The organism is Amycolatopsis sp. NBRC 101858, assembly GCF_030269325.1.
Classification (GTDB): Bacteria; Actinomycetota; Actinomycetes; order Mycobacteriales; family Pseudonocardiaceae; genus Amycolatopsis; species Amycolatopsis ponsaeliensis.
This window is the reverse complement of record NZ_BSTD01000005.1, coordinates 655,298-678,898: the sequence shown is the minus strand read 5'-3', so window position 1 is coordinate 678,898 and position 23,601 is coordinate 655,298. Positions and strand designations below refer to the sequence as shown.

23 protein-coding genes are annotated in these 23,601 nt (G+C 71.8%); 13 read left to right on the top strand and 10 right to left on the bottom strand.

Annotation, left to right across the window (positions count from 1 at the left end; translation table 11 throughout):
* Positions 1 to 89 precede the first annotated feature (89 nt).
* On the top strand, positions 90 to 1,850 hold the full coding sequence (locus QSK39_RS37395; protein WP_285482534.1) for a serine/threonine-protein kinase: 1,761 nt from the start codon (positions 90 to 92) through the stop codon (positions 1,848 to 1,850).
* A 125-nt stretch (positions 1,851 to 1,975) separates the two neighbouring features.
* Here QSK39_RS37395 and QSK39_RS37390 read toward each other — a convergent pair whose 3' ends face one another.
* Positions 1,976 to 2,635: a MerR family transcriptional regulator gene (locus QSK39_RS37390; RefSeq protein WP_285482533.1), complete on the bottom strand. Its 660-nt coding sequence runs from the start codon at positions 2,633 to 2,635 to the stop codon at positions 1,976 to 1,978.
* Positions 2,636 to 2,743: 108 nt separating this feature from the next.
* On the opposite strand from QSK39_RS37390, the gene QSK39_RS37385 reads away from it, so the two are divergent.
* The 3 genes from QSK39_RS37385 to QSK39_RS37375 are packed head-to-tail and all read left to right on the top strand — an operon-like array spanning position 2,744 to position 4,877.
* Positions 2,744 to 3,685 (top strand): hypothetical protein, encoded by a 942-nt coding sequence (locus tag QSK39_RS37385; RefSeq protein ID WP_285482532.1) that lies wholly within the window; start codon positions 2,744 to 2,746, stop codon positions 3,683 to 3,685.
* On the top strand, positions 3,682 to 4,101 hold the full coding sequence (locus tag QSK39_RS37380; RefSeq protein WP_285482531.1) for an ABA4-like family protein: 420 nt from the start codon (positions 3,682 to 3,684) through the stop codon (positions 4,099 to 4,101). The genes QSK39_RS37385 and QSK39_RS37380 overlap by 4 nt, the downstream gene beginning before the upstream one ends.
* A complete protein-coding gene (locus QSK39_RS37375) occupies positions 4,098 to 4,877 on the top strand; it encodes a purine-nucleoside phosphorylase (protein WP_285482530.1) in 780 nt (259 codons plus the stop codon). The genes QSK39_RS37380 and QSK39_RS37375 overlap by 4 nt, the downstream gene beginning before the upstream one ends.
* 46 nt (positions 4,878 to 4,923) lie before the next feature.
* On the opposite strand, the gene QSK39_RS37370 is transcribed toward QSK39_RS37375, so the two are convergent.
* A complete protein-coding gene (locus QSK39_RS37370) occupies positions 4,924 to 6,084 on the bottom strand; it encodes a glycosyltransferase (RefSeq protein WP_285482529.1) in 1,161 nt (386 codons plus the stop codon).
* A gap of 30 nt (positions 6,085 to 6,114) precedes the next feature.
* On the opposite strand from QSK39_RS37370, the gene QSK39_RS37365 reads away from it, so the two are divergent.
* The 9 genes from QSK39_RS37365 (at position 6,115) to QSK39_RS37325 (ending at position 15,088) form a co-directional block, all read left to right on the top strand.
* The gene (locus QSK39_RS37365; protein WP_285482528.1) at positions 6,115 to 7,749 is read left to right on the top strand and encodes a phospho-sugar mutase; all 1,635 of its coding nucleotides are present in this window, start codon (positions 6,115 to 6,117) and stop codon (positions 7,747 to 7,749) included.
* A complete protein-coding gene (locus QSK39_RS37360; RefSeq protein ID WP_285482527.1) occupies positions 7,749 to 8,201 on the top strand; it encodes a flavodoxin family protein in 453 nt (150 codons plus the stop codon). Before QSK39_RS37365 ends, QSK39_RS37360 begins: the two co-directional genes overlap by 1 nt.
* A 311-nt stretch (positions 8,202 to 8,512) precedes the next feature.
* On the top strand, positions 8,513 to 8,917 hold the full coding sequence (locus tag QSK39_RS37355) for an exosome complex component (protein WP_284748016.1): 405 nt from the start codon (positions 8,513 to 8,515) through the stop codon (positions 8,915 to 8,917).
* Positions 8,914 to 9,435, top strand: a complete 522-nt coding sequence (locus QSK39_RS37350) for a hypothetical protein (protein ID WP_284748015.1) — start codon at positions 8,914 to 8,916, stop codon at positions 9,433 to 9,435. Before QSK39_RS37355 ends, QSK39_RS37350 begins: the two co-directional genes overlap by 4 nt.
* A complete protein-coding gene (locus QSK39_RS37345; RefSeq protein WP_285482526.1) occupies positions 9,432 to 10,553 on the top strand; it encodes an MAB_1171c family putative transporter in 1,122 nt (373 codons plus the stop codon). The genes QSK39_RS37350 and QSK39_RS37345 overlap by 4 nt, the downstream gene beginning before the upstream one ends.
* A 1-nt stretch (position 10,554) precedes the next feature.
* Positions 10,555 to 11,721, top strand: coding sequence for an amidohydrolase family protein (locus tag QSK39_RS37340; RefSeq protein ID WP_285482525.1), 1,167 nt, complete (start codon positions 10,555 to 10,557; stop codon positions 11,719 to 11,721).
* Between the two features lie 339 nt (positions 11,722 to 12,060).
* Entirely contained in the window at positions 12,061 to 12,444 is a 384-nt protein-coding gene (locus QSK39_RS37335; protein WP_285482524.1) for a hypothetical protein, read from the top strand.
* Positions 12,445 to 12,466: 22 nt separating this feature from the next.
* Complete coding sequence (hisS, locus tag QSK39_RS37330) at positions 12,467 to 13,756, top strand: histidine--tRNA ligase (RefSeq protein ID WP_285482523.1); 1,290 nt, start codon at positions 12,467 to 12,469, stop codon at positions 13,754 to 13,756.
* Between the two features lie 33 nt (positions 13,757 to 13,789).
* A complete protein-coding gene (locus tag QSK39_RS37325; protein ID WP_285482522.1) occupies positions 13,790 to 15,088 on the top strand; it encodes a hypothetical protein in 1,299 nt (432 codons plus the stop codon).
* On the opposite strand, the gene QSK39_RS37320 is transcribed toward QSK39_RS37325, so the two are convergent.
* From QSK39_RS37320 to QSK39_RS37285, 8 genes are all read right to left on the bottom strand, one after another.
* A complete protein-coding gene (locus tag QSK39_RS37320) occupies positions 15,054 to 16,244 on the bottom strand; it encodes a sensor histidine kinase (RefSeq protein WP_285482521.1) in 1,191 nt (396 codons plus the stop codon). The genes QSK39_RS37325 and QSK39_RS37320 overlap by 35 nt on opposite strands.
* Positions 16,241 to 16,888: a response regulator transcription factor gene (locus tag QSK39_RS37315; protein WP_285482520.1), complete on the bottom strand. Its 648-nt coding sequence runs from the start codon at positions 16,886 to 16,888 to the stop codon at positions 16,241 to 16,243. The genes QSK39_RS37320 and QSK39_RS37315 overlap by 4 nt, the downstream gene beginning before the upstream one ends.
* 64 nt (positions 16,889 to 16,952) lie before the next feature.
* The gene (locus QSK39_RS37310) at positions 16,953 to 18,233 is read right to left on the bottom strand and encodes a cation:proton antiporter (RefSeq protein WP_285482519.1); all 1,281 of its coding nucleotides are present in this window, start codon (positions 18,231 to 18,233) and stop codon (positions 16,953 to 16,955) included.
* On the bottom strand, positions 18,230 to 19,495 hold the full coding sequence (locus tag QSK39_RS37305; RefSeq protein WP_285482518.1) for a cytochrome P450 family protein: 1,266 nt from the start codon (positions 19,493 to 19,495) through the stop codon (positions 18,230 to 18,232). The genes QSK39_RS37310 and QSK39_RS37305 overlap by 4 nt, the downstream gene beginning before the upstream one ends.
* Positions 19,492 to 20,562, bottom strand: coding sequence for an alpha-hydroxy acid oxidase (locus tag QSK39_RS37300; RefSeq protein WP_285482517.1), 1,071 nt, complete (start codon positions 20,560 to 20,562; stop codon positions 19,492 to 19,494). The genes QSK39_RS37305 and QSK39_RS37300 overlap by 4 nt, the downstream gene beginning before the upstream one ends.
* A complete protein-coding gene (locus tag QSK39_RS37295) occupies positions 20,562 to 22,100 on the bottom strand; it encodes an NAD(P)-binding domain-containing protein (protein ID WP_285482516.1) in 1,539 nt (512 codons plus the stop codon). Before QSK39_RS37295 ends, QSK39_RS37300 begins: the two co-directional genes overlap by 1 nt.
* A gap of 83 nt (positions 22,101 to 22,183) precedes the next feature.
* Complete coding sequence (locus QSK39_RS37290) at positions 22,184 to 23,107, bottom strand: aldo/keto reductase (protein WP_285482856.1); 924 nt, start codon at positions 23,105 to 23,107, stop codon at positions 22,184 to 22,186.
* Between the two features lie 50 nt (positions 23,108 to 23,157).
* On the bottom strand, positions 23,158 to 23,559 hold the full coding sequence (locus QSK39_RS37285; RefSeq protein ID WP_285482515.1) for a MerR family transcriptional regulator: 402 nt from the start codon (positions 23,557 to 23,559) through the stop codon (positions 23,158 to 23,160).
* Between the last annotated feature and the right edge of the window lie 42 nt (positions 23,560 to 23,601).

Genomic DNA, 23,601 nt, shown 5'->3' with positions numbered 1-23,601 from the left:
GATGGTAGAGGCACGGGCCGCGCCGGACCTGTGACTCTAGTCGCGCCCCTAGGCAGATAAGGGCGGACCGGGTACGACACAATCAGGGGGTGCCCCCCTCCAGCGAAGAGACACGACTGGTCGCCGGTCGCTACCGGCTGCGCTCGGTGCTGGGTTCGGGGTCGATGGGCACCGTCTGGTCGGCCTACGACGAGTTCCTGCACCGCCAGGTGGCCGTCAAGGAGATGAAGGTGCCGCCGGGCATCCCGTCTTCGCAGGCGGACGAGCTGCGGGAGCGCACGCTGCGCGAGGCCCGGGCGATCGCCGTCCTGTCTCACCCGAACGTGATCATCCTGCACGACGTCGCCCGCGAGGACGATCAGCCGTTCGTGGTGATGGAGCTGCTGCCCTCGCGCAGCCTGGCGCACATCCTGCGCGACCACGGGCCGCTGACCGTCGGGCAGGCGGCCGCGGTCGGCATCGCCGTCGCGTCCGCGCTGGAGGCCGCACACGCCGCCGGGATCACCCACCGCGACGTCAAGCCGGGCAACGTCCTGGTCGCCAGCGACGGCCGGATCAAGCTGACCGACTTCGGCATCGCCCGCAACGTCTCCGAAGCCACCATGACCCGCACCGGGATCATGCTCGGCTCCCCCGCCTACATCGCGCCGGAGGTCGCCTCCGGCGGCGCGGTCGTCCCGGCCGCCGACCTCTGGGGTCTCGGCGCGACGCTGTTCGCCGCGGTCGAGGGCGCGCCGCCGTACGACGCCGACGGCGACCCGCTGGAGACCGTCGGCAAGGTCGTCAACGGCAAGGTGCCCAAGCCGAAGGCCGGGCCGCTCGCCGACGTCATCTCCGCGCTGATGAAGAAGGAGCCCGGCGACCGGATCACCCTGCGCGAGGTCCGCCACCGGCTCTACCCGCTGCAGTCGAAGACGCCGCTCGACCTGTTCGGGCCCGAGCTGTTCCGCACCCCGGACGGCAAGAAGACGTCCGCACAGCCGGACGCGACCGACACCCAGGTGATCAAGACCGTCCTGCCCGAGAAGGCGGAGAAGAAGGCCGAGGGGTCGAGCAGCGAGCTCGCCACCGACCCGGGCCCGCTGCCGTTCCTGCGGCCGCCTGCCCCGGCACCTGCCCCCGCGCCCGCACCGGACCCGGCGACGCTGTTCGTCGCGCCGCCGCGGCCGGCCGGGCGGCGCACCGCCCGCGCGAGCGCCGTGCTCGTCGCCGTGGCGATCCTGCTCTTCCTGCTCGCCGCGGGCGGCGGGTTCGCGCTGGCCAGGACGGTCGGCGGGCAGTCGCTGCTGCCCCCGGCGGCCGAGCCGGCGGACACGCCGAACGGGCCCACCCAGGTGCCGCCGCCGACGCTGGTGAAACAGACCGGCAACGGCAGCGTGCTGGCCAACAGCGGCGGGCAGTACACCCTCGACGTGCCGGAGGGCTGGCAGAAGTTCGTCGCGCCGCACAACACGAAGTTCGGGCTGAGCCTGGTCGTCCAGTACGTCTCCCCGGACGGGCGCCGGTCCCTGCGCCTGGAGCGGCTGGCGAGGTACTTCGACCAGACCGACGGCTACGACGCCTACACCGCTTGGCTGCGGCAGTCCTACCCGAGCAGCGCGATCGAGTTCTTCCCGGTCGAGGCGCCCCCGGACGGCAAGGGCGCGACGCTGGGCTACCGCCTGGGCGAGGGCGGCACGCTCCCCCAGGGTGACGGCAGCAGCGGGGGCACGCGCGTGACGTTCGTGAAGATGGTCCAGGCCGGCACGAGCCTGTGGGTCCTGTCGGTCACCGTGCCGGTCGAGCAGGAGAGCGCGGGCCAGAAGGACGTCTTCGACCGCGTCGAGTCGTCGCTGGAAGTCTCGGACTAGGGCGACCGAGTCGAAGGCGGGCGGCCGCCCGCCGCGGGACCCGCGGCGTTTGCGGTGCCCGACCTGATCGGCCGGAACGTCCCGCCACGCGATCCGGCAGCATTCCAGCAACCGGCCAACCTTTGTCAGACGCGCCCTGGCCCGGACTGGGGAGCGCGGCCCAGGACCTCGCGGGAGACGTGCTCTTGCGCGAGGTGACGCAGACCGGTGAAGATCCGGTCGCCCAGGACCGTCGCGGCCAGGCCCGCCTCGATGATCTTGTCGAACGACGTCAGGCCCGTCACGACCTCGACGTCCAGCTCGGCCACGCGCAGCGCCAGCGCGAAGTACTCGTCCAGGCGTTCGGCGAGCTTCTCGTGCCCGAGCTCCTTCGCCGTCGCGAGCGCGGCGATCAGGTTGCCGACCGCCCGGTTCTCCGACCCGTGCCACTTCCAGCCGTGGCGCTGGGAGAGGTCCTGGAGGAGCTCGGTCGCCCACTCGGCGGCCTCGGCGGACACCTTCGGCGGCGTGCCGGCCAGCTCCTCCTGGACCACGCCCATGGTCTCGTGCGGGGTCGCGTCGCCGTCGATCGCCGCGAGGACCGCGCCGACCGAGGCCAGCGGCAGGCCGCCGACCTCCGTGAGCGCCTTGACCAGCCGGAGCCGCTGGACGTGGTCCGTCGAATACCGGGCCTGGTTGGGGCTCGTGCGCTCGCCCGGCGGGAGCAGGCCTTCGCGCAGGTAGTACTTGACGGTCGCGACCGGCACCCCCGCCTCGGCGCTCAGTTCGGCCATCCGCATGCGCATCCGCTCCGATCCCAGGGTCGGCCTCCGGGGCAACCCTGAAGACTTCTCAGTATGGATAGCTTAACTTCCCATAACGGAGAGCTTGACTATCCATTCTGGGAGGGAACCATGACCATCCTTGCCGACGTCCGGAGCAGAGCGCGCGGGTGGCACCGGCCGTCCGCGCTGGCGGCCGCCACCCTCGGGGTGGTGGCGGTGCTGTGCGTCGCCGCGCTGCTCGTCGACCAGCGGACCCTCGAAGGCGCGCCGATCTGGGCGAAGCCGTTCAAGTTCGCGGTGTCCGGCGCGCTCTACTTCGCCACCTGGAGCTGGCTCGTCTCGCTGCTGCCGCGGTTCCGGCGCACGGCGAACTGGCTGACGAACTTCCTGGTGCTCGTCTTCGCCGCCGAGTACGTCCTGCTGGTCTTCCAAGCGGTGCGCGGGCGCGCCAGCCACTTCAACATGGCGACGCCGGAGGACGCCGCGATCTACAACGTCATGGGCAAGATGATCATCGGGTTGTGGGTCGCGACGCTCGCGCTGACCGTGCTGGTGATGTTCACGAAGCTCGAGGACCGGGCGAGCTTCTGGGCCGTGCGCGCCGGCGCCGTCCTGTCGCTGGCGGGGATCACGCTGGGCATCCTGATGACGAACCCGACCGCGCAGCAGCTCGCGCAGTGGCAGACCGGCGGGAAGCCGGACATGGTCGGCGCGCACACCGTCGGGCTCGCCGACGGCGGCCCCGGCCTGCCGATCCTCGGCTGGAGCACGGTCGCCGGCGACCTGCGGATCCCGCACTTCGTCGGGATGCACGCGCTGCAGCTGCTGCCGTTGCTGGCCATGGCGCTGACGGCGCTGGCCCCGCGCTTCGCCCGGCTGCGTGACGGCGTCGTCCGCACGCGGCTCGTCCTGATCGGCGCGGCCGGGTACGCGGGGCTGACCGCGCTGGTCACCTGGCAGGCGCTGCGGGCGCAGTCGATCGTGCACCCGGACGCGGTGACGCTGGGCGCGTTCGCCGTGCTCGTGGCGGCCGTCGGGCTGGGGTCGTGGGCCGCGGTGCGCGTCCGATGACCCTCTTCGACCTGGCGTTCCCGCTGGCGGCGCCGTTCTGGGCGCTGCTGATCCTGGCCCCGAAGTGGCGGTGGACCGCGCGGATCATGGCGTCGCCGTGGGTGCCGCTGCTGCCGCTCGTCAGCTACTTCGCGCTCGAGCTGCCGCACTTCGGCGAATGGGGCCGGGCGATGCTCTCGCCCGACCTCGGCGTGCTGCAGACGCTGCTGGCCACGCCGTGGGGCGCCGGGCTCGTCTGGGCGCACCTCATCGCGTTCGACCTGTTCATCGCGCGGTGGATGTACTTCGAGGCGCGGACGCGGGAGATCCCGCCGTGGATCGTCAGCCCGATCCTGGTGCTGACGATCTTCCTCTCGCCGTTCGGGCTGGTGGTGTTCCTCGTGGTGAGGGCCGTCCGGATACGCTCCCTCGCATGAGTGAACACGAGGCCGCGGCCGCCATCGCCGAACGCACCGGCGTGGACGCGCACGACATCGCGGTGGTCCTGGGATCGGGCTGGCGCCCGGCGGCGGACGTCATCGGGGAGTGCGAGACGGAGATCCCGTTCGCCGAACTGCCCGGCTTCACCCCGCCCGGCGCGGTGGGCCACGGCGGCACCATCCGCTCGCTGAAGATCGGGGACAAGAACGTCCTGGTGCTGCTCGGGCGGACGCACTTCTACGAGGGCAAGGGCATCGACCCCGTGGTGCACAACGTGCGCACCGCGGCGGCGGCCGGCGTCCGGACGGTGCTGCTGACGAACGCGGCCGGCGGGCTGCGCCAGGGGTTCCAGGTGGGTCAGCCGGTGCTGATCTCCGACCACCTGAACCTGACCGCGCGCTCGCCGATCGTCGGCGCGAACTTCGTCGACCTGACCGACCTGTACTCGGCGCGGCTGCGGAAGCTCGCGCAGGAGATCGACCCCTCGCTGGAGGAAGGCGTCTACGCGGGCCTGACCGGGCCGCACTTCGAGACGCCGGCCGAAATCCACATGCTGCGCACGCTGGGCGCGGACCTCGTCGGCATGTCGACGGTCCTGGAGGCCATCGCGGCGCGCGCGGCCGGTGTCGAGGTGTTCGGCCTGTCGCTGGTGACGAACCTGGCCGCCGGGATGACCGGTGAGCCGCTGAACCACGAAGAGGTCCTGGAAGCGGGCCGCGCGGCCGCGACCCGGATGGGCTCCCTGCTGCGCGAGCTCGTCACCCGCGCCTGACCGGGTTCCGGCTTGAACCACGCGAGTGCGTGGTTCAAGCCGGAGCTCACGCGAAGGTGGGGAGCCGGGCGGCGACCTCGGCCGGCGACGGCATCGCCGCCACTTCGGCCGCGAGCTGCCGGGTCGCGTCGCGGACCGAGGTGTCCGTGAGCAGGTGACGGGCCTTCGTGGCCACGGCCTCCGCGGTGACCTCGGCGGCGAGCAACCGCGAGCCGACGCCGGCCGCGACGACCGCGTCCGCGTTGCTGAACTGGTCCGCTCCCTGCGGCAGGAGCAGCTGCGGCAGGCCCGCGCCGAACGCGCCGAGCGTCGTGCCGCTGCCGCCGTGGTGGACCACCAGGTCGACGTGCGGGAGCAGCTCCGACTGCGGCACCCAGGACTCGAGCCGCACGTTGGCCGGCACCTCGCCGAGCGCCGCCGGGTCGACCGTCGGGCCCGTGGCCACCAGGACGTCGGCGTCCAAACCGGACAGACCGGCGATCGCCGCGCCCAGCACGCCCGCGTGGCCCATCGCCGTGCCGAGCGTCAGGTAGACCAGCGGCCGCGAGCGCTCCAGCACCCCCGCGGGCAGTTCGCCCGGCTCGCTCCAGCCGACCGGCCGCAGCGGGACGCGCGTCGAGCGCGCCAGGAACCCCGCGTCCTGCACCGACTCCGGGCAGATGTCGACGAACGGACCCGCGAACGCCAGGTCCGCACCGACTTCGATGCCCAGTTCGGCACCGTGCGCGCGGATCGCGTCGCGGATCTTCGTCACCATCGGGTCGTCGCTCGACACCCGGCCGAACCCGTGCGCCACCACCGGGATCCCGGCCTTCATCGCGGCGAACGCGCCACCCGAGTTGCCGGCCTCGCTCACGACGAGGTCGGGCCGGAACCGCGAGAACAGCGGCAGCAGGTCGGCGACGAACCGCTGCGGCATGAGCTCGCCGAACACCTTTGCGACGATCGGCCCCAGCACCTCCGGCGGGACCTCGCCGGGCGGGCGCCGCGGGCCGGCCGGGCCGGCTTCGGCGAACGCGCGGCCGAACGCGTCCTTGATCGCGAGCCCGGCCGCCGCCGTCTCGAGCCCGGCTTTCGTCAGCTGGGGCAGGAAATCTTCCGAGGTGGCGAAGACGACGTCGTGGCCGGCGTCGCGCGCGGCGACCGCCAGCGGGACGAGCGGGAACGTGTGACCGAAGGACCCCAGTGAGGTGAAGAGCAAGCGCACTCCCCCGACCCTAGCCCGTAGGCTGGCGCGGTGACTTCGACCTCCACGCTGCGTGACGCCGCGTTCCGCTGGATCGCCGACGACCCGGACGACAGCACCCGCGCCGAACTGCAGGACGTCCTCGCTCGCGCGATGGGCGGCGACGCCGGTGCCGCCGGCGAGCTGGCCGACCGGATGGCCGGGCCCCTGGAGTTCGGCACCGCCGGCCTGCGCGGGCCGGTGCGCGCGGGACCGAACGGGATGAACGTCGCCGTCGTCACCCGGACGACGGCCGGTGTGGCGGAGTGGCTGACGGCGCACGGGCACGCGGGTGCGCTGGTCGTCATCGGCCGCGACGCACGGCACGGCTCGGAAGCCTTCGCGACCGCGGCCGCCGAGGTGCTCACCGCGGCGGGCTTCGACGTCAAGGTGTTCCCGAAGCCGCTGCCGACACCGGTGCTCGCCTTCGCCGTCGGCCGGCTCGGTGCGGTGGCCGGGATCCAGATCACCGCGTCGCACAACCCCCCGGCCGACAACGGCTACAAGCTCTACGACGCGACCGGCGGCCAGATCGTGCCGCCGTCCGACGGCGAGATCGAGCGCGCCATCCAGGCCGCGCCCGCCGCGGTGAGCGTGCCGCGGGCGCCCGGCGCCGAGATCGTCGACCTGCTGGACGCCTACCTCGACGAGGTCGCGACGCTGCCGATGGGAGCCGAGCGCGCGGTGCGGGTGGCCGCGACGGCGCTGCACGGCGTCGGCGCCGACGCGCTGCGCGCGGCGTTCGAACGGGCCGGGTTCACCGACCTGCACCTGGTCGGCGACCAGGCGGCGCCGGACCCCGACTTTCCCACCGTGTCGTTCCCGAACCCGGAAGAGCCGGGCGCGACCGACCTGCTGCTGGCGCTCGCGTCCGATGTGGACGCCGACCTGGCCGTCGCCCTCGACCCGGACGCCGACCGCTGCGCACTGGGCGTGAAGGGCCGGGACGGCGAGTGGCGGATGCTGCGCGGCGACGAGACCGGCGTGCTGCTCGGCTCCTACCTGCTGTCCACAGTGGACCGCACGCTCCTGCCGGACCCGCTGGTCGCGACGACGATCGTCTCGTCGTCGATGCTCGGCGAGATCGCGAAGGCCGAGGGCGCCCGCTACGCCGAGACGCTGACCGGGTTCAAGTGGCTCGTCCGCGCCGGCGAAGGTCTCGTGTTCGCCTACGAAGAAGCGCTCGGCCTGTGCGTGAACCCGGGTTTCGTGCGCGACAAGGACGGCATCGCCGCCGCCACGCTGGCGGCCGGCTACACCGCGCGGCTCAAGGCCGGGGGACGCACGCCGCTGGACGTGCTCGACGAGCTGGCGCAGCGCCACGGCGTCCACCTCACCGACCAGGTTTCGCTGCGCGTCACGGATCTCGCGGTCCGCGGGCAGCTGATGGCGAAGGTGCGGGAGACGCCGCCGGCCGAGCTGGGCGGCGTCGAGGTGGCGCTGGCGGACCTGCTGCCGGACGCGGACGTCCTGCGCCTGACCGGTGACGGGCTGCGCGTGGTGATCCGCCCGTCCGGCACCGAGCCGAAGCTGAAGGCGTACCTGCAGGTCGTGGCGCCGGTGACGGGGTCGCTGGCCGAGGCTCGCGACGCCGCGAACGCCAAGCTGACCGCGTTGCGGACGGCCGTCGAGGAGCTGCTCGCCTGATGCCGAGGCTGCTGGTCGTGCACCACACGCCGTCGCCGTCGACGCAGGCGCTGTTCGAGGCGGTGCTGGCCGGTGCGACGCACCCGGACATCGAGGGCGTGGAGGTGGTCCGCCGGGCGGCGCTGGCGGCCACCATCCCCGACGTCCTCGAGGCCGACGGCTACCTGCTGGGCACGCCGGCGAACCTGGGCAGCATGAGCGGTGCGCTGAAGCACTTCTTCGACACCGTCTACTACCCGTGCCTGGACGCGACGCGCGGCCGGCCGTTCGGCTACTGGATCCACGGCAACGGCGACACGTCGGGAACGGAACGCCAGCTGCTCTCCATCACCACCGGCTTGGGCTGGGAGAAGGTGGCCGAGCCGGTGATGACCACGGGCGACCCGGACAAGAAGACCTTGGCAGCGTGCACCGAGCTGGGCGGCACCCTGGCCGCGACGCTGATGTCGTGAATGGCGAGGTCCAGAGAAAGTAAGGGGCCTGTCACCGGAAGCCCTGGGGGTCGACCTCCGGCAACAGGCCGTGGCCAAGGGATCGCCGCGAGGGCGTTCGACCTTGGCAGCTGAAGCGTACTACAGACCGAGGATCATGACGAGCCGGCGGACACGACAGCCTCTCGTCTTGCTGTTCCGTACACCCCCAGGGTACGGAGAGCAAGACGAGAGGCGCGACAACTGTAAACCACTGCATACGATAGCTGTCAACATGTGCGTACAGTGGTTTCCCGGCTAGAATTTTCACGGTGGAAACCTAGGGGGCGGGTATGGCACGGGAACGCACTTTCGCGGAACGCCTGAGCGCCCTGATCGAGGCCGCTCGGGTGGACGGCCGCGCGCCGCACAGCTACCGGGAGATCTCGGCCGCGGTCGAGCGGGCGGGCGGGCCGGCGATGTCGCCCGCCTACCTGCAGCAGCTGGCCACGGGCAAGCGCGTCAACCCGAAGATCCACTATGTTGAGGCACTGGCAAGGCTGTTCGGCGTGCCCGTGACGTACTTCTTCGACGAAGAAGCAGCCGCACCCCCCGCCGGGGAAGCGCAGCTGATGGCGATGCGGGCGCAGGAACTCTCGCCGCAGGGCCGGCGGCAGGTGATGGACCTGCTGGAACTGGTGGAGCGCTACGAACGGGCCGAACGCGAAGGCCGGAACCCGGAGGACGCCGCGCGATGAGGGAACGGGAGCTGCGCCGCCGCTGCCGCAAGCTGCTCAAGCAGCTCGACATCGGCCCGCCGCTCGACGTCGAGGTGCTGTGCGCGCGGCTGGGGGACCAACGGGGCAAGCCGATCCGGCTGATGGCCTACCCGCTGGAGGTGCCGGGGCCGTTCGGCTGCTGGATCGCGACGTCGTCGGCGGACTACATCTTCTACCAGGCCGAAACGACGAAATCCCACCAGGACCACATCATCCTGCACGAGCTCGGGCACATGCTGGCCGACCACCACCCGCACGGCGACGCCGAGCCGGCGGACTTCCTGCGCGGGCCCGCTCCGGATCTTGACCCGGATGCAGTACACCGCGCACTGCGCCGGACGTCCTACGATGACGCGCACGAGTGGGAAGCCGAGACCGTAGCGACCATCATCCTCGAATGGGCGTCGGTCCTGAACTACACGATCCCGCGGCGTGCTGCGGACCGGGATCTGCGCCGGATCCAGGGGACGCTCGGCGATCACCAAGGGTGGTTGTGAGCACACTTTTCAGCCCCGTGAACGTTCTCGCGATGCTGTTGTTCGCCGCGGCTCTGGCGTGGCGGATCTACCAGGTGCAACGTGCGCCGACGGTGCCGAACTGGGCCGTCACGGCGTGCATCGCCGGGTTCGCCGCGGCGTTCCTGCTGCAGCAGACGGTCGTGTCCGACGAAATCGACGCGGTCTTCGGCCGTGGCGCGGCGCGCGTGGCCAACAACGCGCTGCTGGCGTGCGCCGTGTGCGCGCTGGTGATCTTCTTCCTCGGCTCGACGCTGGGCCCGCGGCGCTACCGCCGGGTGGTGGTGGAGCTGGTGCCGCTGGCCGCGGCGATCACGCTGATGGTCGTCACGATGGCGCTGACGGCGCCGGAGCTGCGCGGGCTCCCGCTCGGGCCGTCGACGATCCACGACTCCGGGATCGCGGTGTTCTACCTCGGCGCCGGGCTCTACCTGATCTACGGCCTGATCGCCTGCACCGCGTGGATCGTGCGCTACCTGCGGGTGGCCGACCGGCACCTGCGGATCGGGCTGCGGATGGGCGCGGTCGGCATGGCCTGCGCGGCCGTGGGCAGCATCTTCCGGGCGCTGTACATCGTGGTGGCGTGGGCGTTCGGCCCGGTCGTCAAGATCCTGCTGCTGCTCGGGGTGCCGTTCGTGATCGTCGGCGGGATGCTGTTCCTGCTCGGCGTCACCTACCCGGGTGTGAGCGCGCGCGTGTCGGCGTTGCGCCGGCGCCGCCAGCACCGCCGCGAGCACCGGGCACTCGGTCCCTTGTGGACGGTCCTCGTCCAGGCGTTCCCCAGCATCGTGCTGCGGACGCCGCCGCGCCGGCGCAGCGAACTCCTTTCCCCGCGCAGCATCCACCGGGTGCACTACCGCCGCGTGATCGAGATCCGGGACGGCCTGGTGCAGCTGTCGCCGTACCTGGCCGCGGACTTCGGCGAGGTCGTCGCCACCGATCCCGGTGCCGCCGCGGCCGCGTTGAAGACGGCGCTGGCCAGGCACGCGGCCGGCGAGGAGAGCGACGGCCACGCCAAGCAGGTCCTGCCGGCACCGGCGGACGACATGGAATCCGACGTGCGGCCGCTGCTCGCGCTGTCGGCGGCGATGGAGTCGTGACGTGGACACGCTGATCACCGTTGGCCGGGTGCTGACCACGCCCTCGACACCCGTGCTCGACGGCGCGGTGCTGGTGCGCGACGGCGTGATCGTGGCGGCCGGGCCGCGCGCGGACGTCGTCGCCCAGGCTTCGCCGGACGCCACGCGGCACGACTTCCCCACCGGCACCGCGCTGGCCGGGTTGTTCAACGTCCACGTGCACCTGGCTTTCGACGCTTCCCGCGAGATGCTGGCGCATTTCTCCGCTTCGGACGATCTCCTCGAGGGCGCGCGTTCGCGGCTGTCGTCGATGCTGCGCAGCGGCGTCACGACGGTGCGGGACCTCGGCGACCGCGACCACCTGGGCGCGGCGGTCCGGAAGTCGTTCGCCGGCTCGGTCGCGCCGCGATTGCTGGTCTCGGGGCCGCCGATCACCGTCCCGGACGGGCACTGCCACTTCTTCGGCGGCGCGGTCGCTTCCGATGACGCGATCCGCGCGCTGATCGACGCGAACGCGGCCGCCGGCGCGGACGTGATCAAGGTGATGGCCAGCGGCGGCCAGATCACCGAGGGCGGCGCGGACATGTGGGAGTCCCAGTTCTCCGAACGCGAACTGGCGTTGGTGGTGTCTCACGCGGCTTCCCACGGGTTGCCGGTGGCGGCGCACGCCCACGGCGCGGACGCGATCGAGACGGCGGTGTCGGCCGGGGTGTCGACGGTCGAGCACTGCAGCTTCCTGACCGGGCCGCGCTCGTTCGACCGGCGTGATTCGGTGGCTTCGCGGATGGCGTCGGCGGGGATTTCGGCGTGCTCGACGAGCAGCCGCAACTGGCGGGTGATCGTCGAGAAGCTGGGCGACGAGGTGGCCCAGGCGATGTACGGGCGGCTGCCATGGCTGGAGGAGCACGGGGTCCGGCTGCTCGCGGGCACGGACGCGGGCCTGCCGGGGTCGGTGTTCGACGACCCGGTGGGCGCGTTGGAGTTGTATGAGTGGCTCGGGTTTCCGCGGCGGCGGATCTTGGAGATCGCGACGTGTGATTCCGCGGCGGGGCTGGGGTTGGGTTCCGTGACCGGCCGGCTCGAGCCGGGCTTGGCGGCGGATGTGCTGGTCGTCGAGGGTGACCCGCTGGCGTCGCTGGCCGCGTTGCGGAACCCGCTTCTGGTGCTCGCGGAGGGCCGCGCCGCCTGAGGCGGCGGCGCGAAAGGGCCACTCGCGCTCTCTCGGCGGCACGAAAGGGCCACTCGCGCTCTCCCGGCGGCACGAAAGGGCCACTCGCGCCCACCCCACGACGCGAAAGGGCCACTCGCGCCCCGTGCGCCCCGTGCGCCACTCGTTCCCCGCGAGCGCCACGACCGTTCACCCGCCCGGCTCGAATCCCTTCCTCCCTCCGCGCGCCACCCCGCACCACTGCGGCCCCCGCGGCAAACTCGCGCCCGGCGGCTTCCCCGATCAGGGAATGCCTGGTTTGGTGACATCGTTTTAAAACAGTGTTACCGTAGCCTCAGCCCACCTCGAAGGAGTCCCCCGATGCACGGACCCACCCAGCTCTTCACCGTGATCGCCCTGGTCTCGCTGCCCACCGTCATGTACGGCGGCTACGCCCTCATGGGCGTCCTGCGGGACCGGAAGCTCACCGAACACCAGCGCGCGATGTTCCGCGCCGGCCATGCGCACGCCGGCGTTCTGCTGATCCTCGCCCTCGTCGCGCTGCAGATCCTCAGCCGGACCGATCTCTCCGACACCACCCTGTGGATCACCTGCTTCCTGCTGCTCTTCGGGATCCTCGCCCAGTCCGGTGGCTTCTTCCTGCACCTGCTCCCGAACAAGGGGAAGCTCGGCGGGCGCGTCACGTCCGTCGGCGCGGTCCTGCTCGGCGCCGCCACGCTGCTCACCGCCTACGGAGTCGCCTGACCCGGTCGTTAAGCTGGGTGACGTGCCTGAATACCTGCCGACCGCGCCCTACAAGGGGACCCGGGACTTCCTGCCCGCCGAAATGTCCGTCCGCACGCAGGTCTTCGGTCATCTCTACGACGTCCTCGAGCGCCGCGGCTTCCTCCGCTACGACGGCCCGATCCTCGAATCGGCCGAGATCTACGAGCGGAAGTCGGGTCAGGAGCTGGCCGACAAGCAGCTGTACACCCTCACCGACAAGGGCGGGCGGCGGCTCGCGCTGCGGCCGGAGATGACGCCGTCGGTCGCGCGGATGATCGCCGGGAGCGCGAAGTCGCTGTCGTTCCCCGTCCGCTGGTACAGCCACCCGAACTGCCACCGGTACGAGGCGCCGCAGCGCGGCCGCGTGCGCGAGCACTGGCAGATCAACGCCGACATCTTCGGCTCGGACAGCGCCAACTGCGAGATCGAGATCTTCGAGCTCGTGCACGACATGATGGCCGCGCTGGGCGCGACGCCGGACATGTTCGTGCTGCGCGTCAACGACCGGAACCTGCTGACGTCGGCGCTCACCGACGTCGCCGGGGTCTCCGAAGACCACCTGTCCCAGGTGTTCGCGCTGGTCGACCGCTGGGAGAAGTACCCGCGCGAGAAGCTGGCGGAGAGCGCCGGGGAGATCGGGCTCTCGGACAAGCAGTTCGAGAAGCTGGCCGAGACGCTCGACATGGGCGAGGCCCTGCTCGACGAGCTGCCGGCCGAAGTGCGGGAGCAGTCGAACCTCGTGAAGGTGCTGAACAGCAGCGCCGGGTCCCTGGTGAAGTACGAGCCGATGATCGTGCGCGGGCTGGCATACTACACGTCGACCGTGTTCGAGGTCTTCGACACCTCGCCGGAGAACCGCCGCGCCCTCTTCGGCGGCGGCCGCTACAGCGACCTCGCGTCGATGTTCACGCCGCAGCAGATCCCGGGCATCGGGTTCGGCATGGGCGACGTCACGCTGATCGACTTCCTCGAGACGCACGGCCTGGCGCCGGCCCCGCGCAGCGAGGTCGACGTCATGGTGATCCCGGTGACCGAGGACCTTTCGGACGCGGCCCGCTCGGTGGCGACGTCGCTGCGCGCCGCGGGACTCCGGACGTCGACGCCGATCGAGCACCGCAAGCTGGGCAAGGAGCTGGGCCGCGCGGACAAGGCGGGCGCGGTCGCGGTGGTGATCGTCGGCCAGGACGACTGGGCGGCCGGGAACGTCACGGTCCGCAGCCTCGCGACGCGGGAGCAGAACCCGGTCGCGATCGCGGACGCTCCCGCCGCGGTCCAGGCGCTGCTGGCCTGAAAACCGGCTCGACACCCCTGGCACGCTGGGGAAGTGGTCACCACCGAACTGCCCGATCTCGACGCCTTCACCACCGGTGACGTGCAGCGCTGGGTCGACTTCGAGCGCGCCGTACGGCGGGCGTCGTGGTACGGCCGGGAAGGGCGGCTGAGCCGCCGGCCTTCCCGGCAAGAGCTGGCCGAAGCCGCGTGCGACGGGGACGGGCACCTGCGCGAAGCCGCCGTCGCGCGGCTGGCCACGAGCACCGATTCCGAGGCCGTGCCCCTGATGCTGCTCCGGTGCGTCGACTGGGTCCGGCCGGTCCGGGACCTCGCGCGGTCGCTGGTGCTGCCCAAACTGCACGAACCGGCGTTCCGCGCGATGCTGCCGCTGATCGGCGTGCTGCGCCGCCGCCAGGTCGACGACTGGATGACCACGCTGTTCCGGCAGGCGCTGACCCCGCGGCTGCTCGACGCCGCATTGGCGGTCGCGGACCGGGAGACCCGCCGTTGGGTTCACGGGGAAGCGATCGGGCTCTTGTCCCGCGAACGGCTGCTGGACATTTCGCTGCGGGACCAGGACTTCGTGGTTCGCGCGCTGTGCGGCACCGTGCTGCTGGACCGCGGCGAATGCGTCGAGGAACTGCTGGCGGCCGGGGCACCGAAGGTCCGGATGCGGGCCCTGACCCTGGTCGGCCGGGCCGAGGAGTACTTGGCCGACCGGACTTCCGCCGTGCGCTCGATGGCCCAGAGCTTGGTGCTCAAGGCGGGCGGCGACCCGGCCGCGCACTACCGCGTCATGCCGGTCTCCCCCGGCATGCTCGCCGGGCTCGGCGAGACCGGGTCCGCCGTCGACGCCGAGTTGCTGGAACGGCACCTCACCGACGGTCGCCCGCTGATCCGGCGGACGGCGGTCCGCGGCCTGCGCCGGGTCGCGCCGGAGTCTCCGGCGGTCGAGCCGTTGCTGACCGACCCATCGCCCGCGGTGACCCGCGAGGTGGTGGCCTTCCTGCGTGGCAGGCCGAGCAGGACGGCCTCCTGGCAAGCCCTGCTGGCGGAGGGGCATCCTCCGCACACGCGACGCGCGGCGGCGACGCTGCTGCGCGCCGGTGATCCCTGGCGGCGGCTGCACACGGACCTCGCCCTGCTGGCGGACCCGGACCTGCGCGCGGCCGCCGAGCAGGACCTCCACGCCTGGGCGCAGCACTCGAGCGGGATCTACACCGCGCCGTCCCCGGGGCTGGCGGCCGAGATCGAGGCGCTGCTCCCGCTCGCACCGGGGGAACCCGCCCGGCTGATCAGGTTCAGCTTGAGCGTCGTCACGCGGGGTCGGCCCGCAGCAGCCGGAGGGTGAACGTGGCCCCGTCGCCGGGACGGCCGGCGGCCGCGATGGTGCCGCCGTGACCCGTCACCACCTCGCGGACCAGGGCCAAGCCCAAGCCGAACCGGCGGCCGTCGCCGTCGGAACCCCGGGCGAACCGCTCGAAGATGCGTTCCGCGTCCGCCGACGGGAAGCCGATGCCCGTGTCGCGGATCCGCAGCTCCACGTGCCTTTCGTCCGGCACGCCCAGCCACACCTCGATCGAGCCGCCCGGTGGGGTGTGGCCCAAAGCGTTGTCCAGCAACGCCGAAAGCACGCGCCGCAGGGCCGTCGGGACGCCTTGCACCACGTACGGCCGCCGCTCCCGGGACACCGCGAGCCGGACCTTGCCCTCCCCCGCGCGGACGGCTTCCGCCGCCACCGCCTCCTCGGCGAGCCCGCCCAGCTCCACCAGCTCGAACTCCGGCCGGTCGCACGCCTGGGCCGACAGCAGCAGGTCTTCGACGACTTCGCCGAGCTCCCGCGTGCCGCGGACCAGCTGCTCGAGGTCGTGCGCGTCGCGGCCGGTCGCGCGCCGGGCCAGCAGCTGCGCGCGGGTGTGCAGCCGGGTCAGCGGGGCGCGCAGTTCGTGGGACGCGTCCGCGACGAACGTCCGCTGCCGGCGCAGCGCGTCGGCCAGGGGCCGGATCGCCCGGCAGGCCAGCACCCGGCCGCACAGCACGGCCGCGAGCAGCGCCAGCACCTCGGCGACCACCAGCCCGGACACCAGCGCCGAACGGTCCTGGATCTGGTACAGCTCCTCGAAGTACGCCTGCGAAACGACACCTCCGCGGTTCTCGACGCGGATCGTGTACGTCATCCCGCCGATCGGGCGCCGTTCCGTGTGGACGTCGCCGGGTGAGGGCACCGTCGCGTTCAGCGCCGCGATCGGCATCCCGGCCGGCGGTGCGCCCGCGGGCGCGTGCAGGACCGGGGTGAACAGCCAGACGCAGCCGGGCGGGGTCGCGGCCGGACCCAGCTCGGTCGTCCTGGCCAGCGTGCGGTCGGCCTCGGCGTGCTGCCGCGACAGCAGCATCGCGTAGGCGATCCCGCCCGCGATCGCCACGAGCATCGACACCACCACGGCGACCTGCGCGGTGATCGCCCACCGCGCCCGCCGCAGGGCTCGCTCCTCCGGGTCGGGTCTCATACGGCGCCGAGCTGGTAGCCGAGGCCGTGCACGGTCCGGACGACGTCGCGGCCGAGCTTGCGCCGCAGATAGTACACATAGGTGTCCACAATGGACTCGCCGGTCGAGTCGGCGAAGACGGCTCCGCGCAGCGACGCGCGCGGGTGGATCGCCTTGGGCCGCTGCGCGAGCGTCCGCAGCAGCTCGAACTCCCGTCCGGACAACGTGATCCGCTCCCCTCGCGGCAGCACGACCTCGTGCCGCTGCAGGTCGAGGGCCGCCGCCCCGAGCGGAAGGCACTCCGCGCCCTCCAGGTCACGACGGCCCAGCGCGCGCAGCCGGGCCAGCAGCTCCTCGGCCTCGAACGGCTTGACGAGGTAGTCGTCGGCACCGGCGTCGAGCCCGCCGACGCGGTCGGCGAGCTCGCCCAGCGCCGAGAGCACCAGGACGCGCGTGGTCACCGCCTGCGCGCGCAGGCGCGCGAGCAGTGCGAGGCCGTCCAGCACCGGGAGGCGGCGGTCGATGATCATCACGTCGTACTGCCCGGTGAGGCCGAGGTGCAGGCCCCGCTGCCCGTCGTGTGCCGCATCGGTTTCGTAGCCTTCGTCCGCGAGGAGCTCGGCGAGCATGCCCGCCAGTTCCCGGTCGTCTTCGACCAGGAGCACTCTCGGTTTTCCGACCCCATCGTGCACGTACCCATACTGGCAGTGATTTTCCGAAATTGAACTGTCAACTTTTCCCGGTTACCGGGACCGGTTCGGCCATCAGGAGCACCTCGGTGCTCCCCTTGCGGGTATCGCGCCGGTCGAGCCAGCTGAGCACCGGCGCCGTCATGACGGTGGTCACCAACGCGACCAGCACCAGCACCGTGAACAACGCCGGCGAGACGATCCCCGCGGCGAGCCCGACGTTGAGCGCGATCAGCTGCATCAGCCCGCGCGCGTTGATCAGCGTGCCGACGCGCAACGCGACCGGCTGCGACTCCCCCACCAGCCGCGCCGCACCCCAGCAGGCACCGAGCTTGCCCACGATCGCGACGACCACGCACAGCACCGCGAACGCGAGCAGCTTCGGGTCGGCGAGCAGCGCGAACCGGGTGTTCAGGCCGGAATAGGTGAAGAACAGCGGGAGGAACACGATCCGCCCGATCGGCATGATCTTCGCGAGCACGGCGTCGGCGGCCGGAACGCGGGGGAACACGATGCCGACGCAGAAGGCGCCGAACACCGCGTACAGCCCGATGATGTCGGTGAACCAGGCGGCCGCGAACAGCGTCAACGCGGTGATCAGCATCTTCTGGTCGGCGGTGATCCGCTCACTGCCCATCGCCTTCGCGAGCACCCGGCGTCCGACGAGCACCAGCAGCAACGCGAACAGCAGGCCGCCGCCGACAGCCAGCGCGACCGGCCCCGCCGAGTCCGCGTGCATGCCCAGCACGACGGCCAGCAGCACCCACGCCAGGACGTCGTCGAGGGCGCCGCAGGCCAGCGCGAGCGAGCCGAACCGGGTGCCGCCGAGCCCGCGTTCGGTGATGATCCGGGCGAGCATCGGGAACGCGGTGATGGCCAGCGCGACCCCGACGAACGCCGCCGACGTCGCGAGCGAGACGCCGTCCTTGGCGATGCCGGCCCAGCTCGTGCCGAACACGGCGACGCCGACCCCGAGCGCGAGCGGCACCACGGTGCCCGCGGCCGAGATCGCGCCGACCGACTTCCCCGAGCCGCGGATGCTGCGGAGGCTGAACTCGTAGCCCGCGCCGAACATGTAGATGACCAGGCCGATCTGCCCGCCGACGTAGAGCAGCGGGCGGATGCCGTCCGGGAACAGCGCCGTCTGCACCCCCGGGAGGAGCAGGCCCAGCAGGGACGGGCCGAGCAGCACGCCGGAGATCATCTCCCCGACCACCGGCGGCTGGCCCAGCCGCACCGCCACCAGGCAGACCAGCCGGCACACCACGAGGATGACCGCGACGGCGAGGAAGAACGCTGGTGCCGCTTCGGTGGGGGTCATGAGTTTCCTCCGGCGAAGTAGGTCGAGCAGAGGGCCTTCTTGCGGGCGTCGAGCACCATGTACGTGCCGAAGACGAGCTGGGCGAAGCTGCGCCAGACGTCTTCCCAGCGGTCGCGGACCGCGATCCACACCAGGGGCGCGCGCTTGCGGCGCGCACCGCGGGGCGTGAGCAGCGCCGGACCGCGGTTGGGGATGGACCGCGTGTGCCCGGCGGTCGAGGCCAGGCTGAACCGGCGCAGGACCTCGCGCGTCACGACCCGCATGGTCGGCGGCGCGAGACCGCGGGCCGGGCAGGCGCGGTTCTGCGCGACGCCGAACGGGATGAACTCGTCCTTCGCGGTCCGGGCCGCGAAGCCCGGGTAGCTGAAGCACAGCACCGTGCCCGCCGGGATGGTCAGGTCCGCCAGGTCGATGTCGGCGGTGGAGATCCGGTGCGCGATGCCGAACAGCGGGTACTCGCGCAGCCCGTCGTCGATGACCCGGTCCAGGTAGGCGTCGTCGTCCGGGTGCTCGGCGAGGTGCCGCTGGACCTCCGGGCGCTGCGCGACGATCATCAGCAGGTGCGCCATCGCCTCGGACATCTGCACGACCGCGGTGTTGAAGAACGTGCCCTGCAGGTAGTAGGCCTGCTCCTCCGGCGTCAGGGACTGCGGCAGCGGGTGCGGGACGTCGGCGAGGCGCCGCCGCAGGTACTTCGTCAGCCGGGCCCGGCGGCGCATGTTCCGCGGCCGCACGCACTTGAGCGCCGAGACGACGTCGTCGGCGTGCCCCACGATGAGGTCGCGCGCCTCGGGCGGGCACGGCTCGTCGAACACCAGCTCGTAGTACAGCTCGGCCCAGATCGGCATCATCGCGTCGCGGAAGCGGACGAGCCCGGGCCGGACGCCGTCCAGCACGTGGGCGGCGACGCGGCGGGCCAGCTCCTCGGAGTCCTTTTTGGACCGCACCAGGATGTGGCGGGTGCACTTGGCGACCTCGTCGTAGCGCGGCCCGGCTTCGAGGTGCTCCTGGTGCACCTCGGGTCCGGGCGCGAGCCAGTACCAGAACAGGTCGGACAGCGCGGCACCGCGGCTGCGGCCGTTGGCCGCCGGGTCGGCGTAGACGCGCCGGAAGTCCTCGACGCCGACCTGCTCCCCCGGGATCGTCACCACGTCCTGGCCGTTGACCAGCGAGAAGATCCGCATCCGCAGCGCGACGACCCGGCTGGGCAGCCACGCCGGCGCCGTCACCACCGCGGCCGCGGCAAGCGCTTTCCCGATCATCGCCGCACCTGGTCCGGGGTCAGGTCCGCCGGGTGCCGGCCACCGCACATGGCCAGCGCCTGGTCGAAGTCGTCGCGCAGCAGCTCCAGGACCCGCGTGACGCCTTCGCGCCCGCCCGCGGCCAGGCCCCAGACGACCGGGCGGCCGACGCCGACCGCGTCCGCGCCGAGGGCCAGCGCCTTGACGACGTCGGTGCCGCGGCGGATCCCGCCGTCGAGCAGGACCGGGATCGCGCCGCCGACCGCCGCCGCGATCTCCGGGAGCACGTCGATGGTGGCGGGCACGGTGTCGAGCTGGCGGCCGCCGTGGTTGGACACGACGATCCCGGCGACGCCGTGGTGCACGGCCAGCCGCGCGTCCTCGGGGTGCAGCACGCCCTTGATCAGCACCGGGAGCTTGGTCTTCGACCGCAGCCACGCGATGTGCTCCCAGTTCAACCCGGCCGACATGACGATCTCGCGGACGTGGCTCGCGTTGCCGCCGCTGCGGTTTTCGCCCAGGTTGCGGAGGTTTTCCACGACCAGCCCCGACGGCAGGTCGTGGAAGTCGTTGCGGTCGTCGCGCTCGCGGCGGCCGAGCACCGGCGAGTCCACGGTCACGACGAACGCCTTGACGCCGGCGTCCTCGGCCCGGCGCACGATCGCTTCGGTGAATTCCAGGTCCGGCTGCAGGTAGAGCTGGAACCACAGGCCCGGGTCCGGCGCGACTTCGCGGGCCGCCGCGGCGATGTCCTCGATCGCCGTGGTGGCGGCCATGCTGACGATCATGATCGTGCCCGCCCGGGCCGCCGCGCGGGCGGTCGCGAGCTCGCCGTCGGCGTGCGCCAGCCGGTGGAACGCCGTGGGCGCGACGAGGATCGGCATCGAGGACGACGTCCCGAGCAGCTCGATGCTCAGGTCCCGCTTGTCGCTGCCGCGCAGCACCCGGGGCAGCAGCTTCAGCCGTTTGTACGCGGCTTCGTTGTCGGCCACGGTGAGCTCGTCCTGCGCGCCGCCCGCGAAGTAGTCGTAGTGCACCGGGTCGAGGCGCTGCCGGGCCGCCGCCTCGAACTCCGCGATCGTGCGCATCACAGCTCCCGGGCGAAGAACGCCGTCAGCGGTTCGACGTGCACCTCTTTGTCCCACTCGTTCTCGAGGTTCTCGGTGACGTGGTGGGTCGCGACGAGCTCGCCGCGGCGGTAGTGCCGGACGATCGGGTGCAGGTAGTGGCCTTCGCCGTGGTCGTTGGCCTGGTCCTGGGCGGCGCGGGCGACGAAGTCGAACGGGTCGATCTTGTCGTGGTCGGGGCCGTAGTCGAGGGTGACGACGTAGGCGTCGTCCGGCGGGTCCGCGAGCACCCGGTCGACCGGCACCTCTTCGAGGTAGCGGGCGGTGTCGCCGTCGACGGTGAGGACGTCGCCGAGGAAGCCGAACTGCTGGTACAGCGCGGAAGTCCGGTTGATCCGGGTGATCACGGCGTCGGTCAGCGCGTCCGGTTTGGCGGACAGCTCGGTGCTCGGCCACGGCGTGTCGTGGTGGCGCTCGTTGAGGACCTTGGCCAGCGCGCGGACGCCGTAGCGGAAGCCGTGGATGAACGCGCTCGTGGCCTTCTTGAAGTCGCGGACCTGCGTGATCGTGCCCGCGAAGTAGAGGCCGGGCACGTTGACCGACTCCCAGTCGGGCGTCTGGGCCGGGAAGCGGTCGTCGATGGTGAGCTGCGGGCGGCTGTCCTCGTCGAACAGCGACGCGTCGAACCGGAAACCCGTGCAGCAGATGACGCGGTCGTAGCGGATTTCCTTGATGACCTCGTCGGCGCGGGCGAAGGCGAACTTGACGTGGTAGCCGTCGGCGTCCTTGCGGATCTCGCGGACGTCGCCGTCGAGGATCGCGTGCTGGAGCTTCAGCTGGTACATGTCGAGGATGCCCGCGTTGTAGGCGCGGAGGTGGCCGACGAAGTGGGTGCGCCAGGCGAGCTTCACCGGCCGCGGGCCGCCGACGTGCACGACCGCGGCGGTCTCGATCAGGCTGTCGGCGGTCTCGAAGGCGGAGTTCCCCTTGCCCAGCACGAGAACGCGCTGGCCGGTGAAGCTCTGCGGGTCGATGTCGAAGTCCACGTACTGGTCGACGAGCTCGATGCCGGGGACCTGCGGGATGTGCGGCTTGGTGACGCCGGTGGCCATGATCAGCCGGTGCGCCCGGAACTCTTCGTCGCCGGCGGTGAGAATGAAGACAGCGCTTTCCGGGTCTCGGCGGATGCGCGTCACCCGGGTGTCGTAACGGACATCGATCCGGTGCTTCGCGACGTAATCGGCCAGATAGCGCAAGAGGTCCGGTGCGTCCGGGAAGAGCTTCTCGCTGTAGTCGGTGAACAGGACCGGGTCGGCGTCGCCGTCCGCGAGGATCGAGTTCCAGTCCATCCGCAGGCGCAGCTCCGGGTCGTCGTACCCGGTGTGCTTCTTGTTGATGGAGATGAGCGTCCGGTGCCGGGGAAAGGTCTCGAAGAAGTGGCCGGGCGCGGAACCGGCCTCCAGCACCAGGTACCGGTGCCCGGCGCGGCCGAGGAACTGCCCCAGCTGCAGCCCGGCGGGACCGGCCCCCACCACCAGATAATCGAGCACTTCCGCCACGACGACCTCCTGAGGCTCGGCACCGACCTTGATCGGCGCCGAGCCTGCTCCGGAGATCTCAGAAAAGGCTCAGAAGGAGGTGCTCACTTACCGGCGGCGCGAGCCAGCCGCTCCGGGTAGCGCTCCCCCGCGACGGCTTCGGCGGGCGCCGACGCGGCGATGGCCGCGAGGTCGTCCGCCGTCAGCTCCAGCGAAGCCGCCGCCACGTTCTCCTCCAGGTACTTGCGGCGCTTCGTTCCTGGGATCGGGACGATGTCCTCGCCCTGCGACTGGACCCACGCGAGCGCGAGCTGCCCCGCCGTGACGCCCTTCTCCTCGGCCAGCTTCCGCAGCGCGTCGACGATCGCCATGTTGCGCTCGAAGTTGCCCTCGGCGAACCGCGGCAGGCCGCGGCGCATGTCGTCCTCGGGCAGGTCCTTCATCGACGTCACCGCGCCCGTCAGGAATCCGCGGCCCAGCGGCGAGAACGGCACCACGCCGATGCCGAGCTCCCGGCACGTGTCCAGGATCTCGCCCTCGATGCCCCGGGTCCACAGCGACCACTCGCTCTGCAGAGCCGTGACCGGGTGCACCGCGTGCGCGGCGCGGATCGTCGCCGCGCTCGCCTCGGAAATCCCGGCGTACCGGATCTTCCCGGCCTCCACCAGCGAGGCCAGTGCGCCCCAGGTCTCCTCGATCGGCGTGTCCGGGTCGACGCGGTGCTGGTAGTACAGGTCGATGTGGTCGACGCCGAGCCGGCGCAGCGACTCGTCGCAGCTCTGCTTCACGTACTCCGCGTCGCCGCGGGCCCCCATCGCGCCGTCGGTCCACACGATGCCGAACTTCGTCGCGAGCACGACCTCGTCGCGGCGGCCGGCGATCGCGCGGCCGACCAGCTCCTCGTTGACGCCGTTGGCGTAGACGTTCGCGGTGTCGAGCAGCGTGACGCCGAGGTCGAGGGCCCGGTGGACGGTCGCGATCGACTCTTCGTCGTTGTCGCGGACGCCGTAGGCCTGGCTCATCCCCATGCAGCCGAGTCCCTGGGCGCTGACCTCCAGACCGCCGAGCTTCCTGGTCTTCACGCGGAAATCTCCTCCATGCCGGGTTCGATGCCGAGCACCTTCTGCTCGACCCGTTCGTAGTTTTCGATCTTGTAGTCCAGGACGTCGAGGCAGCCCTGCAGCTCGGCGATCCGCTCGGCGACCGACCGCCGCTGCTCCACCAGCAGGGCCTTGCGGCGGCCCGCGCTGGCGACGCCGTGGCGGCGCAGCGACGCGTACTCGCGCATGCTCTTGATGGGCATCCCGGTGGTGCGGAGCTTCGTCAGGAACCCCAGCCAGCCGAGGTCGTCGTCGGAGTAGGCCCGGCGGCCCGCGGTGTCCCGTGCGGGCGGGTCGAGCAGTTTGATGCGCTCGTAGTACCGGAGAGTGTCGATGGACAGTCCGCTACGTCGCGCGGCTTCCGCTATCGAGTAGCTCATGAGCTCGACACTACGACCTGGAGTGCACTCCAGGTCAAATCC